Here is a 17,033-nt window from a genome sequence, read left to right as displayed (position 1 = left end):
TCCTTTTAGAGAATGAAGCTTTCGCAGCGCACGCGGGCATCGACGTCGACAAGAAACAGGGAGCCCGCCTCCTCGATGCGGGCGAGCTGGCCGCGGGCGAGCGAACACGGGTAGCCGTATTTCGCCTCCACCCGGTCGCTGGCGATGGTCAGCGCCTTGCGGCTGCGGTCGAGAAAATCGCGGATCGGGTAGGTCTGGCCTTCCTCGAAGAAATCCCGGATGACGAGCGAGGGCGAATAACAGGTCTCCTCGCGGCCATCCGGCCAGGCGATGACGAAACGCATTTCAGGCATGGGCACGCTCCTTCAATGTCTCGTAGGCTTGGAGATGCGCGGCAGCCGTACGCTGCCAGCTGTGATGGGCGGCAAGTTTCAGCCCGCGCGGGATAAGCCCGGCGCGCACCGGCGGCATGAGCGAAATCGCCATGGCCTCGGCGATAGAGGCGGCATTGTGTGGATCACACCAGACGACGTCTTCAGGGCCGAGATATTCGGTAAAGGGCGCGATCGAGGAGACGACAACGGGAACGCCGCTCGCCATCGCCTCCAGCACCACGAGGCCGAAACCTTCCTTGACCGAGGCGAAGACGAGCGTATCGGCAAGCGGGTAAAGCGCCGGCATATCCTCGTCCGCAATGGTGCCGAGGATATGGACGGCAGCCGCATGTTCGCCGAGCGCAGTCAGCACAGCGCGGAACTCACCCTGATAGCCGCGATGATCGAGCAGCGAAGCACCGCCGGCGATGACGAATTGCGCATCCGGGTGAATCGCGCGCACTTGGCCGAAGCCTTCCAGCATAGCGATCGTATTCTTGCGCGCCTCGATGCCACCGACAGCGAGGAAAACAGGGCCATCCGGCAGGGCGAGTTTGCTGCGTAGCGCGCCGCTGTCGACGGTGGGTGAGAAGCGCTTGGTATCGACGCCATTGCCGACGACAGTGGAGAGGATGCCGCGCGTCTCCCAAAGCGTCTTGCGCCACATCGAGCTGACGGTGAAAAACAGGTCGGCCCAATCGATGGAGCGGTCCTGCAGCTCCATCAGCCGCGGATCGGCGAACTGATCGATATGGTGGACGGTGCGCGCGAAAGCGGGGATCAACCCGCGCTCCTTCAGTGTCGCCAGCGCATTACCGGAAATGCCGTCATGGGCGTGGAAAATATCGAAGTTACGGACAGCAGGATTTTCGAAGTAGCTGATGTAATCGGCGATCCGCTGCTCGACCATCGTGGTCATCTCTGAGGTCGCGATTGTGGTGTTCCCGCTGCTATCTATGGCCGGGGCCTCCTCATCCGACCCTTCGGGCCACCTTCTCCCCGCTGGGGAGAAGGGAGAAACTGCCGCAACCGGCACATACACAGCACCACAAGCCGGCGTGCGGAAAAAGCCAGTGCCCTTGGCGTCCGGCGCATGCAGCACAACCTCATGGCCGTGTCCAACAAGCGCCTCGGAAAGCTGCATGGCATGCATCACGCCACCGCGCGGATTGGTGGAATGGGAGAGCATGGCGATGCGCATTGGCCTGCTCATGCGGCATCTTCCTGCCGACCGAGCTGCAATAGCGGTGTTTCCGAGTATTCACGGATCACGACACGGTCCGTTCCGTCGGTGACAGCCACTTCACTGCCGGCAGTGACACTGCCGATCACGGCAGAGCTGATGTTGCGGGCGGCAAAGCGCAGGATCACCTCGTCGGCCTTTTCAGGCGTGGTGGAGATCAGGTAGCCGAAGCTTGGAAAGGTCGCGAGCCAGCGCTCGAGCGCCACGCCATCCGGCAGCGGGATTGCCGAGATATCGATATCGATGCCGACCCCGGAACATTCCGCCAGCATGATTGCCGTACCGATAATTCCGCCCTGGCTGATATCCTTGGCGGCCAGTGCCAATCCGGCTTCGGCAATATTGGGCAGGATCTCCAGATCGCCGCGCAGCCGGGCGGACGGGGCATCGGTTGCCGCTTCCCAATTGTTGAAGGGTTCGCGATAACGGCCGCGATGATCGATCGCGGTGATCAACACATCGCCCACCTTCGCATCGAAGCTCGTCAGCAGCTTTTTCGCCCTGCCGAGAATGGCGACTGAAAGCTGGCCGCGATCGGTGCGGATATTCGTATGGCCGCCAACGATCGGCACCCCGAACGTCCTGGCGGCCGCCCGCATGCCCTCGAGCACCGGTGCTGCCCCTGCCTCGCCATTCGCCCAGACGGCATCGACGACGGCAATCGGTCGGCCACCCATGGCGGCGACATCTGATATATTGACCATCACCCCGCACCAGCCGGCAAACCAAGGATCGGCGGCGACGAATTCGTTGATGAAGCCCTCGATGGCAAAGAGCAGGTATCCGTCGCCATCGGGCAGCGCTGCACAATCGTCGCCCACCGCTATCTGCTGACCGGCAAGGCCAAGGCTCGCGGTGACCATGCCGATATCCGCCTTGGCGGCGATGCCGGAGGAGGCGGAAAGCTTGGCTGCCAGCGCCGTGAGATCGATCCTTTCGCCCATCACGCCGCCTTCCTGGCGAGCGCCACCAGCCCGGTTTCCGGCGTCGGACAGGGCGGGTACCAGGCAAGGTCCGCCTTCATCCTGAGATGCGGCTTGCCGTAAACCTCGAATTCCTCGATCACATCCCAATGCAGTCGCCGGAACAGCAGCCCGTTCTGCACCTGCACATTGGCGAGAAACGTGTGGCAGCCCATCGCATTGGCGGAGGAGACGGCAAGCCGGATCAGCGTTGCGCCAAGCGCGCCGATCTTGCGGAAATCCTCGTGTACGGCGAGCCGCGAACCCCACCAGAGACCGGGCTCTTCCTGATGAATGCGCACCGTGCCGACCAGCCGGTCGGCGGCGACACCCATCATCGACAGCGCCACGATCGGGATGGCGTGATCGTCAGTCGCATCGCGGTCGTCGCCCTCGAAGATCTTCTGCTCCTCGCAGAAAACGGCGCGGCGCAGCGCATGCGCTTCCTGCCGTTCCCACTCCGAGGTCGAAAATTTCACCTGGAATTCGCTGGCGCGATAGGGCGAGAAGGGCTCCAGCATCATTTGGTCAGCATCCTTTCATAGGAGGAAAGGGCAGAGCAGGCGCCGCACTTGCCGCAGCCGGCCTTGATGTCGACGGCCTTCAGACCGCTATCGACCAGCATCTTGGAGAGTGGGCCGAGGATCGAATGCATGAAATCAGGCTTCGGTGCCGGATGGCTTTCGAGCGGCGTTCCCGAAATCGGCACGAAGGGGACGACGAAGGGATAGACGCCGATCGCGACCAGTTTTTCGCAGATATCGAGGATCGCCTCGCGCGTATCGCCGAGACCGGCGAGGATATAGGTCGAGACCTGGCCGCGTCCGAAGACTTCGACGGCGGCCTTGAAGGACGCCATGTATTTTGAAATCGGCACCTGCGCCTTGCCGGGCATGATGCGCTCGCGCAGTTCCGGCGTGACGACTTCCAGATGCATGCCGAGTGCGTCCACGCCGGCTTCCTTCATGATCGAAAACCAGATGTCGTCTTCCGGCGGCTCGCACTGCGCTTGGATCGGCAGATCGACAGCCGCCTTGATGGCGCGGGCGCTGTGGGCAAGGATCGATGCGCCGCGATCCGGTCCCCTCGGTGTGCCTGTCGTCATCACCATATGCTTGACGCCGTCGAGCTCGACAGCAGCTTTCGCGACTTCCGCCAGCTGCTCCGGCGTCTTGTGGGCAACGGTGCGGCCGGCCGCCAGCGACTGGCCGATGGCGCAGAACTGACAGGTCTTGGTGCGGCTCTGATAGCGGATGCAGGTCTGCAGCACCGTGGTCGCCAGCACGTCGCGGCCATGCAGCACGGCAATCTGCGAATAGGGAATGCCATCGGCGGTGCTGCGCTCGTAGAAGCGCGGGCGCAGCGGGAAGGACACTTCACCGAGCACGCGCCCATCGCGGCTAATGCGGCTCTTGCCCGCCTCGTCGGGCTTGTCGACCAGATAGGGGCTCTCGAAGGCCGGCGCGGTATGAACTGGCACCATCACGGTCATGCCGTCGATGGTCAGCGCCTTGTGGTCGGACGGGCCGGCGCCGCCGCGGCGGCTCTCATGGCCGGCCTTGGGATCAACGAGCCTGGCTCCGAAGGACTGCAACTCGTTGATCAGAGTCTCGGTCGGAAGAAACGTCGTATTCTCCATCACTCTTGGTCCTTACATCTGATGTTTCGAAGGAATTGGCGGAGGTGACCATCGGCTGGGTGGCGCGACCGTCCATGACGAGATGCAGCAGTTCGGGCCGGGCATAGTGGCCGACCGAATCCATCATCCGCTTGCGCTTGGTGATCAGGCTCATGTCGAGATCGGCAATCAGGATGCCTTCGCCCTCGGTGATCGGTGGCGCCAGGTGCTTGCCCTCGGGCGAAATGATCGCCGTCATGCAGCCGCCGCGCAGCGCCTTCTGCAGCCCCTGGTCGGCCGTGATGGAATTGATCTGCTCATCCGTCAGCCATCCCGTGGCATTGACGACGAAGCAGCCGCTTTCGAGCGCGTGATGGCGGATCGTCACCTCCATTTGCTCGGCAAAAATCGGACCGACCATCGAGCCCGGAAACTGGGCGATGTGGATTTCCTCGTGCTGTGCCATCAGTGCGTAGCGGGCGAGCGGATTGTAATGCTCCCAGCAGGCAAGCGCGCCGAGTCGCCCGACGCGACTGTCGACCACTTTCAGCCCGGATGCATCGCCCTGACCCCAGATCATCCGCTCATGATAGGTCGGGGTGATCTTGCGGCGCTTGAGGATGAGCCTGCCATCGGCATCGAAGAGAAGTTGGCTATTGTAGAGCGAGCCGCGATCGCGCTCGTTGACGCCGAGCGCCACGACGATGCCGTGTTCGCGAGCAGCAGAGGCAACCGCATCGGTCGCCGCACTCGGAACGGTGACGGCCTCCTCATAAAGGCGCAGATGCTCGCAGCCCGATAGAACCGGCGGCAGCACGAAGGAGAAATAGGGATACCAGGGAACGAAGGTCTCCGGAAAGACGATGATTTCGGCACCCTCGGCGGCCGCCTCGGCAATGGTCTCCAGCACACGTGCCAGCGTCTTTTCGCGCGAGGTCAGATCCGGCGCGATCTGCGCAGCTGCGGCCCGGACGGTCTTATTCTTCTCCATGACGAAATCCTTCTGAGGGTGTGAGGGAGGCGGAGGAGGGGTGCTCCGCCTCCCGAACGCGGCTGACGACGGTGTTGCTTCCGGGTCAGAGCGTCCAGGTATCGAGGATGAAGGCGCCGTCGCGGCGGTGGATCAGGATCAGGTCCAGCACATCGAGCGGACTGATCGGGCGGATGCCGGGGATCAGGGCTTGTTCGCCATGGCCATAGAGCGCCTGCAGCGCGAAGCGGCAGGCATAGACCTTGCCACCTTCTTCCAGGAATCCCTTGATCTGATTGTTGAAGTTCAGATGGCCGGGGAAGGCTTCCGCGCCGAGTTTGGGAAAGCCGCGCTGCACGCCGAGCGTGACGCCAGGACCATAGAGAAGCACGGAGGTTTCGAAGCCCTTGCGCTTCAGGCGCTTGGCCTGCAGCAGGTTCACAAGGCCGATAGACCCTTCGAAGGCGACGGTGTGGAAGGTGATGAGGGCTTTGTCACCCTCCTTGGCCTGGACGTCTTCAAAGACCTTCTCCTCGTAATCGACGAAGAAGTCTCCATCTGCGTGGGCCGGTGCGGTAACTGCGGGCATGAATGGCTCCTGTGTTTGAAGTCAGGCCCCTCTCGCGGGGTACAGCCATTCAACTGCAAGCACCGTGCCAAATTGACTTTGCACAAATAGCAGTCAATTCATGCCAGAAAACATTCAATTATACATTCAATTTTGGGGAGAAGTGAATTTCGCGCCGATTAGGCGGGCATTTACGTGCAAAAAATGATTGCACAAGAGATCAAAATGAATGCAGTCAAAATGCTATCAATATATTGATGCTATGCGCGATGCCGACTATATCATACTTGCATGCGGCATTCAGTCGTCTGGCGCACGCAGGCGCGACGCTGTTTTTGCGTGACAGACGAAATATGCAACAATATACGGTCAATGTCGACGGGAATCCCCCTCTGCGTCGATCACGAATTGCGGAACATGAAATGAAAGACTGGCATCCCGATCTCAGCCGCTCCTCCAGCCCCCGTTACATGGCAATTGCCGATCTGATCGAGATGGATCTGAGAAGCGGCGTGCTGGCGGTTGGAGACCGGCTGCCGCCGCAGCGCGAGCTCGCAAAGCGCCTCAGCATCGATTTCACCACTGTGGCGCGCGGTTATGTGGAGGCGCAGAAGCGTGGCCTGGTGGATTCGCATGTCGGTCGCGGCACCTTCATAACCGGCGGGAAAGACAGGGAGCGTCGCGGTTTCGCCTCCGATGCCGCACCTGATCCGCGCCGCGCCTCCGTCGTCGACTTCTCGATGAACCTGCCGCCGGAACCGGATGATCAGGAACTGATCGCCCGCATGCGCGAGGGCATGTCGGCGGTCGCGACCAATCTCATTCCGTTGCTCCGCTACCAGGGTTTCGGCGGTTCAGGCATGGACAAGGAGGCGGCTGCCGCCTGGCTCAGCCGTCGCGGGCTCGTACCGTCGCAGGAGCGCATCTTCGTGACGCCGGGCGCCCATCCGGCGCTGCTGGCAATCTTCGGCCTGCTGGCGAAGCCCGGCGAAACAGTGTTGTCGGAAAACATCACCTATCCCGGCATGCGCTCGATCGCCGCCCAACTCCGGCTCAATCTCTCCGGCCTGCCGATGGATGACGAGGGCATCCTGCCCGACACTTTCGCGGAAGCCTGCGAGCGCTTGGCCCCGAAGGCACTCTATCTCAATCCGACTCTGCAGAACCCGCTGACGCTGACCATTCCGGAAAAGCGCCGCGAGGAAATTGCCGCCGTCGCCCGCAAATATCATGTGCCTGTTGTCGAGGACGACGCCTATGGCTTCATCCCGCTGCACGGGCCGCCGCCGCTGGCCGCCATTGCGCCCGATCTCACCTGGCATATCGGCGGCCTCGCCAAATGCATCGGCGCCGGCTTGCGCCTTGCCTATGTGGTGGCGCCGGACACCAAGGCGATCTGGCCCTTCGTCAGCGCCATGCGCGCCAACAATGTCATGGCCTCGCCGATGACCGTGGCGCTTGCGACACGCTGGATCGAGGATGGCACGGCAGACACGATCCTGCGCTTCATTCGTGCAGAGGCGGGTGCCCGCCAGCAGATGGTGGCGAATATCCTGCCCGAGGGCAGCTACAAGGCCGATCCGATCAGCTTCAACATCTGGCTCCCGCTCACCAATGGCTGGACCCGCTCCACCTTCGGCAGCCACATGCGCTCCTCGGGCATCGGCGTGGTGGCAAGCGACGCATTCACCGTGGAGGGTGCGGCCCCCGAAGCCGTGCGCGTTTGCCTCGGCGGGCCGATCACCCGCGAAAGGCTGAAAGGCGCGCTGGACTTCATGGCCCATGCCCTGGAAGGCCCGCCGGAAATGTCCGCTTCGTTCTTCTGATTACGTTGAAGTGAGGGTAGGTCCTCACTCCTCTCGTCAAATCCATGAATAAGGACCCCGCCCCACAAGGGGGAGGGGCTTAATCTGCCGTGCTCGCCTGCCACTTCTTCAACGTTTCGGGGCCGGGTAAGGCGGTGCCGCAGGTTAGTCCCTCCCCTTGTGGGGAGGGGTTTTGGCGAGCGCGTAACCTCTTCCGCGCAGTGATCGAGTACTCCCGCCATCCGCTTCCTCACACCCCGCAAGCCCGGTTCAAAAAAATCTCTGCGTCATTCTAACGAATAGACTGGCAATCCGCTTTCAATGTAATTATATTGTATGCATACATTATGAGGCATTGAATGGATTCCGCCAATGCCTCGCAACGTCGAAAAGCGAGATCGCCATGGACACCGAATATCCTCCTCTCCCTCCGATGCAGACCGGCATCAGGGGCCGCTGCCCGCGCTGCGGACAGGGGCATATGTTCAAGGGTTTCCTCACACTGAAGAAGGAATGCGAAGTCTGCGGGTTGGACTATTCCTTCGCCGATCCGGCCGATGGCCCGGCCTTCTTCGTAATCTGCTTCGCCTGCGTGCCGAGCGTGCTGCTTGGTGTGTGGCTGGAAGTTGCCTTCTCCGCGCCGCTCTGGGTCCAGCTGCTGGTCACCGGCCCCTTCATGTTCGCCACCTGTATTCCGCCGTTGAGGCCGCTGAAGGGATGGCTGGTCGCAAGCCAGTATTTCTACAAGGCCGAAGAGGGCAAGCTCGCCTGATCTCGGGCAATCAACGATCGCGTACGATGCCCTGATCTCTACGTATAAAAGGCCGTTCGGAACGTCGAGCGGCCTTTTTTGCTGTGCGGGCGGCCGTCGTTCCCTCTAAGCCAAAATGCCGCAGGAAACGGGGACCAAAGTCTCTTGCGCTTCATGTACCGATCGGTACAATGCATGACGAAAGGTACAATTTAATCAAGGAGACCAGACATGCCTGCACCGCTTCCCCCTTTCAGCCATGAAACCGCAACCCAGAAGGTCCGCCTTGCCGAGGACGGCTGGAACAGCCGCGATCCGCAGCGCGTATCGCTCGTCTATACGCCCGACAGCCAATGGCGGAACCGCGCCGAATTCGTCACCGGCCGCACCGAGATCGTCGCCTTCTTGACCCGCAAGTGGGCGAAGGAGCTCGATTACCGGCTGATCAAGGAGCTCTGGGCCTTCACCGACAATCGCATCGCCGTGCGTTTTGCCTATGAATGGCATGACGACAGCAACAACTGGTTCCGCTCCTATGGCAACGAGAATTGGGAATTCGATGCGGAGGGCTTGATGCAGCGCCGTTTCGCCTGCATCAACGATCTGCCGATCAAGGAATCGGATCGCAAGTTCCACTGGCCGCTCGGCCGGCGGCCCGATGACCATCCGGGCCTTTCCGACCTCGGCCTTTGAGGCCTGCAGGTGACCCAAAGGTGAATTGTGAAGACCGTTTATGAACGTGCCGATGTCGTGCCGCTGCTTGCGGAGATCTTCCGCGAGCTCGGCTACGAGGGCACGACGCTCAGCCGCATTACCGAGCGCACTGGCATCGGCAAAGGCAGCCTCTATCATTTCTTCCCTGGTGGGAAGGAGGAGATGGCGGCCGCCGTCCTTGCTGATGTCGACGGCTGGTTCGAACGCGCTATCTACGAGCCGTTGCGGCGTGACGATCCCAGGGCGGCGATCGATGCGATGTGGGCGAATGTGAGGGACTATTTCCGCTCCGGCAGCCGCATCTGCCTCGTCGGCGCCTTTGCGCTGGACGAAACGCGCCAGCGCTTTTCGCCTGTCATCCGGGATTATTTCGTCCGCTGGATCGAGGCGCTGCGCCAGGCGCTGGTCCGCGCCGGCTACGCCGAGGATGACGCACTTGCCGTGGCCGAAGAGGCCGTCTCCGGCATTCAGGGCGCGCTGGTGCTCTCGCGGGCGCTGGATGACAAGGATATGTTCCGCAGAACCCTGGATCGGCTGACCGGCAGGCTGGCTGCGACGAAACGTGGGGGATAGGCGGTGGCCGCTGCCTTGGCAGGAGCACGAATACCGGCAGCGCGGGAAGCTGCGGGTGAGGGGTTCAGGACGTCCTCACCCGTCAGGATTGTGCTTAAGAGTCGTTCTGGGAGGGCAGGCGGACCGGGCGCGGATTCTCGCGCTGCGTGCGCACCTGGCGCCACTCGTTTTCCATCTGGTCGACGACGTGCTGGGGGATCTTGGTCGGAGTTTCTGCGGTGGTCTGCATCGTATGCCTCTCTTCCTCAGCAAGGGTGTGCTTACGGATTGATGCATCGCACAACAAAAACCGCGTGTAAATCTACGCCGGTCACACTTGAAACGATTAAATTAATTTCAATCGATTAAGCCGACGTTAACCACAGCAGGCCTCAGAGAAGCGTATCATGACAGTCCCACTCGACCGGCAATTCTTCTTCGATACCGTGCAGAACGCCCTCTTCAAGGGCAGTCTCACTTCTGCCCAGATAGAAGGCATGAACGCGATCCTCGACTACTGGGACGCGAATTTGGCTACCGCCGATCGGCGCTGGCTGGCCTATATATTGGCGACTGCGTTTCATGAGACGGCTTACACGATGCAGCCTGTACGTGAGACGCTGGCAACGAGCGATTCGCGCGCCGTCGAGATCCTCGAGACCGCCTTCGTGTCCGGCCGGCTCTCCTGGGTGAAGTCGCCTTACTGGCGGCCGGATAAGGATGGCAAGTGCTGGCTTGGCCGCGGGCTGGTGCAACTCACCCATAAGCGAAACTACGAGGCGACGAGCGAGGTGACCGGCATCGATCTCGTCGCTCATCCCGACCGCGCCATGGAGATGACGCCCGCCGTGACGATCCTGATCGAGGGCATGCTGCGCGGCAGCTTCACCAGCCACCGGCTTTGTGATCACCTCAATGAAGACAGGGAAGACTGGGTCAACGCGCGCCGCATCGTCAACGGCACCGACAGGGCCGAGAAGCTCGCCGAATATGGGCGGACATTCCTTGCCGCCATGTGCAAGCCATCCTAGCGCGGCATTGTGGCCCGGTTGAAGGCCTGGGCGGCGCGTGTTATCGCCCGGCCTAAGCTCAGAGAATTGCCACAGGAGTGTCCGCGTGATCCGCCATATCGTCTTCTTCACCGTGCCGGAGGAAAACCGCGAGGCGGTGCGCAAGGGGCTCTCCATACTGACAGGCATTCCGCACGCGCTGAAGCTGGAGATCGGCGAGAACGTCAAGACGGACCAGTGGGGCAACGCGGTCGATTTCGTCGTCTACGGCGAATTCGAAAGCGAGGAAGCGCTCGCCGCCTACAAGGCGCATCCCGATTATGATCTCTCCACCCGCACGGTAAAACCGCTTCGGGATACGAGGACTGCGGCCGATTTCGATAACAGCAAAGCGGTCACCAGGCCCCTGCAGGATTGACGACGACGATCGCGCCGCCTGGGGTGAAGATCTATCTCATTGAAACTGAATAAGTATTTTCTAGTGCTGGCCTATTTTGCCGTGATTTCGCGGCTAAGTCATTGATAATGTTTAAGTGACTCACCAGGCACAAAAATCTTTTAATAATTCGATTTCGGCAAACGCGGCTTCTGATTTTGAAATTCCTTATGCGAAGTTTTGAGGTAAGTGGATCACTTATTCAGGATCAATGACTTAGCGCCAAAAACACTACACTAAAGGCCAATTTTGAAAATTCTTATTCATTTTCAAATGGATAGGAAGAGGTTGGAATCGGTGCCGGTTGCAGATGAATCAATCTGTAAAGGGCCGGAAGCAAGTGTTGAGAAAAAAGCTGCAAATGATTCAGAAGCTTAACGGATTGACAGCCCTTGACGCCGCATGAGCGCGGCTCCTCCGCCTGACGACAGGGTGCCGGTTCTCACTTCCACCGTGAGAACAAAAAATGGCGAACCTCGGAAGTGAAGCTAGCCTTTGACAGGCGAGGGCCGCTTTACCCACCGCCGGTCAGGCTGGCTGCACGCTCGGCCTTGCGCTGCGCACCAGTGCCATCAGCATCAGCACGAAAACCATTGCGATGGCTGCAAGCACCGCGCAGGTGATGACCGTCGGACCGGCGCCGGCGCGATCGAGGATGGCTGTGAAGATGACGGGTGCGATGGCATTGGCAAGGTTCTGCGGCATCGACAGGCGCGCCGCCTGCAGCCCGTATTCCTTGGCCGAGAAGAGGGCAAGCGGCATTAGCGCGCGGGCGACCGCCAACACGCCGGAGCCGAAGCCGTAGAGCAGCACGAAGGTGACGAGCAGCGGCGTCGATGGCGGCACGATGAAGAGCATCAGGAAGCTGAACAGCATCAGGCTGACGCCCATCACGGATGTCAGGATCGGATTGCCGCGCTTGCCGAGCAGCATGTCGAGTGCGCGTGCCGAAATGCCGATGACGCCGCGGGCCGAGCCGAGTTGCAGGGCGAGGGCTGACGATGCGCCGGACTGGCGGAAGATTTCGAGCAATGACGGCGAGACGCCGAAGGTGATGAAGGTGCCGAGCGTGGTGGAGATAGCAATCAGCAGGAAGGCCTTGCGCCGGTCGGCAGGCGAAAGCTCCACCGGCGGCGTTTCGGCGGCAGTGCCCTGCGTGTGGCTCGCAACCGGCTTCGGCAGGCCGAAGAGATGCAGCGGCAGGCAGACGAAGAACTGCAGGCAGGCGCTGACGACGAAGGTGACACGCCAGCCGAAATTCTCGTTGAGCAGCGTCAGGATCGGCCAGAAGATGGTGGCCGAAAGACCCGTGAACAGCATCAGGATGGCGATGACGCGCTTGCCGTTCGCACCCTCGCGTTCGACAACGGCGGTATAACACGGCGCCGAGAGGCCGAGCGCGCCGCCGAGCCCGATGACGACCCAGGCAAGGCCATAGACGACGATATTGGTGGCGGCGGCAAGCAGCAGCAGACCGATCGCAAAGGTGAGCGACGAGGCGGCCAGCACTTTCGCGGCACCATAGCGGCCGAGCCAGCGCCCGGTGGCTGGACCGGCAAAGGCACTGATGACCATCATCACCGTCAGACCGGCAAAGATCACCTCATTCGGCAGCCCGAGCGATGGCGCGATGACGCGGCCCATGACGCCGAGCATATCGAAAGTGGTGCCCCAGCCGATAAGCTGGGTGACTGCGAGCACGCCAACTGTCTGCGCCGTACGAAGCGAAAGTGATTTTTGCATGGATTCGAAAATGAAATGGATTAAGGGCGGCCGAGCGATAGCAGTTTCAACCAGATGGTGAAAGGCTTGATCGAACAAATCCAGTACGGATTTGCCTTGTGTCGGGATTTTCGCAGTGGCAGAAGGCCTTAGCGGCATCATTCAGAAATCACGTATATTTCGCGCAATAGTCGAGAATTGTTCTAAAAACCCTGCGTTACCGTGCATTCATTTGCCATTCAGGTCGCGTGAGTACATATTCGGGACAAGTTGGCATTACATTGAAAGCACAGCACATGGCCTCTCCTCTGAGCGTCGCAGCATTGGCCGCCGGCCTGGCGGTTTCGGCGCCCTCACCGGACGATACGCACACGCTTGTCTTGCGTGTGGCGGGCGATTGCAGCGCCGCAGCCCAGCAGGTCGTGGAAGAGACGGGCGGCCAGCTTCTTTCCGTGCAGCCGGTGGGCAATGCCTGCATCATCACCGTTCTCGTTCAGGGCAATGGCCAGCGTCCGCGCAAGGTGACGGTAAAGGTTCCGATGTAGGCGGAATCGGCTTATTCATGACATTAGTGATTTGCAGCGGATGAAGGCGAAGCGATGCGCATTCTGGTAGTCGAAGACGACGTCAATTTGAACCGGCAGCTGAGCGACACGCTGAAAGAGGCGGGTTATGTCGTTGATCAGGCGTTCGATGGCGAGGAAGGCCACTTCCTCGGCGATACCGAACCCTATGACGCCATCATTCTTGATATCGGCCTTCCTGAACTGGACGGCGTGACCGTTCTGGAAAAATGGCGCGGCGCCGGCCGCACCGTGCCGGTACTGATCCTGACCGCTCGTGACCGCTGGAGCGACAAGGTGGCCGGCATCGATGCGGGCGCCGACGATTATGTGACCAAGCCTTTCCATGTCGAGGAAGTGCTGGCCCGCCTCCGCGCGCTGATCCGCCGCGCGGCCGGTCATGCCTCCTCCGAAATCGTGTGCGGCCCGGTGCGGCTCGACACCAAGACCTCGAAGGCGATCGTCAACGGTGTGGCGCTGAAGCTCACCTCGCATGAATACCGTCTGCTTGCCTATCTCATGCATCACATGGGCGAGGTGGTGTCGCGCACGGAACTGGTCGAGCATATGTACGATCAGGATTTCGACCGCGATTCCAATACGATCGAGGTCTTCGTCGGCCGCCTGCGTAAGAAGATGGGCGTCGATCTGATCGAAACGGTGCGCGGTCTCGGTTACCGCATCCAAACGCCGACCAATGCGAATTAAGTCGCTCACCGCACGCGTGCTGCTTCTGACCACGGTCTGGTCGACGGTGGCGCTGGTGGTGATCGGCCTGTTGATCTCGACCCTCTATAGACGCAGCGCCGAGCGCGGCTTTCAGGACCTGCTGCGCGCGCAGCTCTACAATGTCATCAATTCCGTCACGATCGGCGATCAGGGCGCGCTGTCGGGCAGCCCGCAACTCGGCGACCTGCGCTTCGCCCAGCCGAAGACCGGCTGGTACTGGGTAGTCGAGCCGCTCGGCACCTATACGACCGCGCCGCTCGTCTCGCCTTCGCTAGGCTCCGCGACGATCCCGGTTCTCTCGGTCGTCGAAGCCCCCTTCGACAAGAATTACGAGCGCTACTACCAGGTCACGGACGCCTCCGGTAACCGGGTGCAGGTGGCCGAAACCGAAGTGGTGCTCGATACCGACGGTCGTGCCGCGCGCTTCCGCGTGACAGGCAATGTCGATGTCGTCGAAGACGACGTCCGCAACTTCTCCCACCGGCTCTATCTGGCGCTCGCCGGCTTCGGCGTCGGCAGTCTCATCGTCAATGCGCTTGCCATTCTCTACGGCCTTAAGCCGCTCGACAAGGCGCGCGCCGCCCTGGAGCGCATTCGCGCCGGTGAAAGCGAGCAGTTGAAGGGTGATTTCCCCCGCGAAATCCTTCCGCTTGCCAATGAGGTCAATGCGCTGATCGACAGCAACCGCCGCATCGTCGAGCGGGCGCGCATGCAGGTCGGCAATCTTGCCCATTCCCTGAAGACGCCGATAGCCGTGCTGCTCAATGAAGCGCGTGTGCTTGAGAGATCGCATGGCGACCTGGTGCGCAATCAGGCCGAAGCCATGCAGGGGCAGGTGCAGTCCTATCTTAACCGCGCCCGTATTGCCGCCCAGCGTGAATCCGTGCTTGCGCGCACCGATGCCGAACCGGCGCTGGAGCGGCTGGTGCGCGTCATGCGGCGCCTGAATGTCGATACCGAATTCGAGCTGATCGTCCAGCCGCCGCATCTGGCCGTTGCCATGGAGCAGCAGGATCTCGAGGAGACGGTCGGCAACCTGCTGGAAAACGCTGCGCGTTTTGCCAAGAGCAAGGTGCGCCTCTCGGCAGTCGAAGCCGGCGATGACGTGAAGGGAACAGAAGCCAGCGCCAGAAAACACTGGGTGGAGCTTGCCGTCGAGGATGACGGGCCGGGCCTGGAGCCTGACCAGATCCGCGAAGCGCTGAAGCGCGGTCGGCGTCTGGATGAGAGCAAGCCCGGAACCGGCCTTGGCCTCTCGATCGTCACCGAAATTTCCAACGAGTACCAGGGCCGCCTGGAACTCACGCGCGGGGAGTGGGGCGGACTGAAAGCCAAGCTTATCCTGCCAGGTGTGACAAAGGATGTTGCATGAGCAACTGCTTGATGTCACAAAGATAGTGGCAAATGTATAGCATGCTTTGCCTTAATGCTGACACGGGGACGCTGCACTTCGATCGGCTCATTTTGACACCCCTGATCGTGGTTCGATTGCAATGACTCTACGTTCGCAAGGCATGATCGTTTCTTCCCTTCTCGTCGCCGTTGCGCTCTCTGGCTGCACGACGACGAAGGGAGCCACAACGCGTGGTCTCTTTGGCGGCGGCAAGCCCCCGGCTTCGGCCGCTTTCATCTCTGCCTTGCAGGGTGGCATCGTCGGACGCACCGGCGTAGAGCTTGATGACAGCGATAAGCAGCGGGCGCTGGAAGCCGAATACCGCGCGCTGGAAAGTGCAGCCGTCGGGCAGCCGGTCACCTGGACTGGCCGCGATGCCAATGGCAGCGTCGTGGCCGCAGCACCCTATCAGGTGGGCTCGCAGAACTGCCGTCAGTACACCCATACGGTGACGGTCGATGGCAAGAATACGCTTGCGCGCGGTGCCGCCTGTCGCAATGAAAACGGCACCTGGTCGCCGCTCGGCTGAGCGCCCTTGCTCGTTATCCTTGCGGCCAAAAGCCTCAAATCTTCGTCATTCCGGCATTGGCAGTTGGAATGAGGGCGCGCTTCAAGTAATTGGGCCGATATGCTGTTCTGGATTCTCGTTGCCGTCCTGACGGCGGCTGTTGCCGCCATTCTGCTTTACCCTCTTTTGCGTGGAGCGAAGGCGGCCGAGGATACGCGCGCCGGTGAGGCTGCCGTCTATCGCGACCAGTTGCGCGAACTCGACAGGGATCTCTCGGGCGGCCTGATCAGTGCCGATGAGGCCGATTACGCCCGCGCGGAGATCGGTCGCCGGCTGATTGCCGTTTCCGGTGTTGCTCCGGCCGAAGAACGCAAGCCTGCAAGGCATCACCGCCTGACCGAAGCCTTCATCGTGCTGCTCCTGCCGGTCATCGGGCTCTGTCTTTACGTGAATACCGGCAGGCCGGACCTGCCGTCCCAGCCGCTGGAGGCGCGGCTTGCCAACCCCGGGAATGATATGGCCGTTCTCGTCGCCAAGGCGGAGCGGCATCTGGCGCAGAATCCTGGCGACGGCAAGGGCTGGGATGTGTTGGCGCCGATCTATTTCAGCACCATGCGCATTTCCGATGCCGAGACCGCCTATCGCAACGCCATCCGCTTGCTTGGCCCAAGCCCCGCGCGTCTCGACGGCCTTGCAGAAACGCTGATGGCGATGGCCGAAGGCGTGGTGACCGAAGATGCGCGCAAGGTGCTGGAACAGTCGTTGTCGCTTGAGCCGAACAACCCGCGTGCGCGCTTCTATGTTGCGCTGAGCCTTGAGCAGTCGGGCCAGCCCGATCAGGCGCGCACGGCCTTCGAGGCGCTCGCCAGGCAATCGCCTGATGATGCACCCTGGCTGCCGCTGGTCAACGAGCATATCGCCAGGAACGGCGGCACGGCGGTCGCCCCTGCCGCCGGGCCAGAAGCCGCACCGGGCGGACCGACGGCGGAGGATGTCGCGGCGGCTCAGACGATGAGCAGCGGTGACCGGCAGCAGATGATCCGCGGCATGGTGGAAAGCCTGGATGCCAAACTGACTGATGATCCCGACAATTTCGAGGGCTGGATGCGTCTCGTCCGCTCTTACGCCGTATTGAACGACAAGGATCGCGCCGCCGGCGCCTTGAAGCGGGGGGG

19 protein-coding genes and 1 pseudogene are annotated in these 17,033 nt (G+C 61.4%); 11 read left to right on the top strand and 9 right to left on the bottom strand.

Translation table 11 applies throughout. From position 1 onward, the window contains the following. Positions 1-5: 5 nt before the first annotated feature. From AC1DM5_RS19510 to AC1DM5_RS19480, 7 genes are all read right to left on the bottom strand, one after another. Entirely contained in the window at positions 6-293 is a 288-nt protein-coding gene (locus tag AC1DM5_RS19510; RefSeq protein ID WP_477821725.1) for an MSMEG_0570 family nitrogen starvation response protein, read from the bottom strand. Then, entirely contained in the window at positions 286-1,527 is a 1,242-nt protein-coding gene (locus tag AC1DM5_RS19505) for an MSMEG_0565 family glycosyltransferase (RefSeq protein WP_477975447.1), read from the bottom strand. Before AC1DM5_RS19505 ends, AC1DM5_RS19510 begins: the two co-directional genes overlap by 8 nt. Further along, positions 1,524-2,501 (bottom strand): sll0787 family AIR synthase-like protein, encoded by a 978-nt coding sequence (locus AC1DM5_RS19500; RefSeq protein ID WP_477821727.1) that lies wholly within the window; start codon positions 2,499-2,501, stop codon positions 1,524-1,526. The genes AC1DM5_RS19505 and AC1DM5_RS19500 overlap by 4 nt, the downstream gene beginning before the upstream one ends. After that, a complete protein-coding gene (locus tag AC1DM5_RS19495) occupies positions 2,501-3,043 on the bottom strand; it encodes an MSMEG_0567/Sll0786 family nitrogen starvation N-acetyltransferase (RefSeq protein ID WP_477975445.1) in 543 nt (180 codons plus the stop codon). The genes AC1DM5_RS19500 and AC1DM5_RS19495 overlap by 1 nt, the downstream gene beginning before the upstream one ends. After that, positions 3,040-4,158: an MSMEG_0568 family radical SAM protein gene (locus AC1DM5_RS19490; RefSeq protein WP_477821729.1), complete on the bottom strand. Its 1,119-nt coding sequence runs from the start codon at positions 4,156-4,158 to the stop codon at positions 3,040-3,042. Before AC1DM5_RS19490 ends, AC1DM5_RS19495 begins: the two co-directional genes overlap by 4 nt. Next, on the bottom strand, positions 4,085-5,128 hold the full coding sequence (locus tag AC1DM5_RS19485; protein WP_477821730.1) for a Nit6803 family nitrilase: 1,044 nt from the start codon (positions 5,126-5,128) through the stop codon (positions 4,085-4,087). The genes AC1DM5_RS19490 and AC1DM5_RS19485 overlap by 74 nt, the downstream gene beginning before the upstream one ends. A gap of 85 nt (positions 5,129-5,213) precedes the next feature. Continuing rightward, positions 5,214-5,696 (bottom strand): MSMEG_0572/Sll0783 family nitrogen starvation response protein, encoded by a 483-nt coding sequence (locus tag AC1DM5_RS19480; RefSeq protein ID WP_007821628.1) that lies wholly within the window; start codon positions 5,694-5,696, stop codon positions 5,214-5,216. Positions 5,697-6,097: 401 nt separating this feature from the next. Here AC1DM5_RS19480 and AC1DM5_RS19475 point away from each other — a divergent pair, with 401 nt between their 5' ends. The 4 genes from AC1DM5_RS19475 (at position 6,098) to AC1DM5_RS19460 (ending at position 9,518) form a co-directional block, all read left to right on the top strand. Next, positions 6,098-7,501, top strand: a complete 1,404-nt coding sequence (locus AC1DM5_RS19475) for an aminotransferase-like domain-containing protein (RefSeq protein WP_477821732.1) — start codon at positions 6,098-6,100, stop codon at positions 7,499-7,501. Positions 7,502-7,883: 382 nt separating this feature from the next. Then, positions 7,884-8,252, top strand: coding sequence for a DUF983 domain-containing protein (locus AC1DM5_RS19470; protein ID WP_037105104.1), 369 nt, complete (start codon positions 7,884-7,886; stop codon positions 8,250-8,252). A 210-nt stretch (positions 8,253-8,462) separates the two neighbouring features. After that, positions 8,463-8,924, top strand: coding sequence for a nuclear transport factor 2 family protein (locus AC1DM5_RS19465; protein WP_477821733.1), 462 nt, complete (start codon positions 8,463-8,465; stop codon positions 8,922-8,924). 27 nt (positions 8,925-8,951) lie between these two features. Continuing rightward, on the top strand, positions 8,952-9,518 hold the full coding sequence (locus AC1DM5_RS19460) for a TetR/AcrR family transcriptional regulator (protein ID WP_477821734.1): 567 nt from the start codon (positions 8,952-8,954) through the stop codon (positions 9,516-9,518). Between the two features lie 94 nt (positions 9,519-9,612). Here AC1DM5_RS19460 and AC1DM5_RS19455 read toward each other — a convergent pair whose 3' ends face one another. Further along, positions 9,613-9,747, bottom strand: coding sequence for a hypothetical protein (locus tag AC1DM5_RS19455; protein WP_477821735.1), 135 nt, complete (start codon positions 9,745-9,747; stop codon positions 9,613-9,615). Between the two features lie 157 nt (positions 9,748-9,904). On the opposite strand from AC1DM5_RS19455, the pseudogene AC1DM5_RS19450 reads away from it, so the two are divergent. Next, positions 9,905-10,525: pseudogene (locus AC1DM5_RS19450) on the top strand (hypothetical protein); the annotation flags it as partial. 88 nt (positions 10,526-10,613) lie between these two features. Beyond that, entirely contained in the window at positions 10,614-10,925 is a 312-nt protein-coding gene (locus AC1DM5_RS19445) for a Dabb family protein (RefSeq protein ID WP_477821736.1), read from the top strand. 546 nt (positions 10,926-11,471) lie between these two features. On the opposite strand, the gene AC1DM5_RS19440 is transcribed toward AC1DM5_RS19445, so the two are convergent. Beyond that, positions 11,472-12,686 (bottom strand): MFS transporter, encoded by a 1,215-nt coding sequence (locus AC1DM5_RS19440; RefSeq protein WP_477821737.1) that lies wholly within the window; start codon positions 12,684-12,686, stop codon positions 11,472-11,474. A 275-nt stretch (positions 12,687-12,961) separates the two neighbouring features. Between AC1DM5_RS19440 and AC1DM5_RS19435 the strand changes: the two genes are divergently transcribed. The 5 genes from AC1DM5_RS19435 to ccmI form a co-directional block, all read left to right on the top strand. Continuing rightward, positions 12,962-13,210 (top strand): hypothetical protein, encoded by a 249-nt coding sequence (locus AC1DM5_RS19435; protein ID WP_113324137.1) that lies wholly within the window; start codon positions 12,962-12,964, stop codon positions 13,208-13,210. A gap of 54 nt (positions 13,211-13,264) precedes the next feature. Continuing rightward, the gene (locus tag AC1DM5_RS19430; protein WP_477821738.1) at positions 13,265-13,936 is read left to right on the top strand and encodes a response regulator transcription factor; all 672 of its coding nucleotides are present in this window, start codon (positions 13,265-13,267) and stop codon (positions 13,934-13,936) included. Continuing rightward, on the top strand, positions 13,926-15,329 hold the full coding sequence (locus tag AC1DM5_RS19425; RefSeq protein ID WP_113324135.1) for a sensor histidine kinase: 1,404 nt from the start codon (positions 13,926-13,928) through the stop codon (positions 15,327-15,329). The genes AC1DM5_RS19430 and AC1DM5_RS19425 overlap by 11 nt, the downstream gene beginning before the upstream one ends. Positions 15,330-15,450: 121 nt before the next feature. Then, on the top strand, positions 15,451-15,879 hold the full coding sequence (locus tag AC1DM5_RS19420; RefSeq protein WP_113324134.1) for a hypothetical protein: 429 nt from the start codon (positions 15,451-15,453) through the stop codon (positions 15,877-15,879). A 99-nt stretch (positions 15,880-15,978) separates the two neighbouring features. Next, on the top strand, positions 15,979-17,033 hold a 1,055-nt coding region (ccmI, locus tag AC1DM5_RS19415; RefSeq protein WP_477975442.1), incomplete at its 3' end, for a c-type cytochrome biogenesis protein CcmI.

The organism is Rhizobium sp. 01T437 (assembly GCF_056398505.1).
The sequence above is the reverse complement of the archived record's forward strand: the minus strand, read 5'-3'. Positions and strand labels throughout refer to the sequence as shown.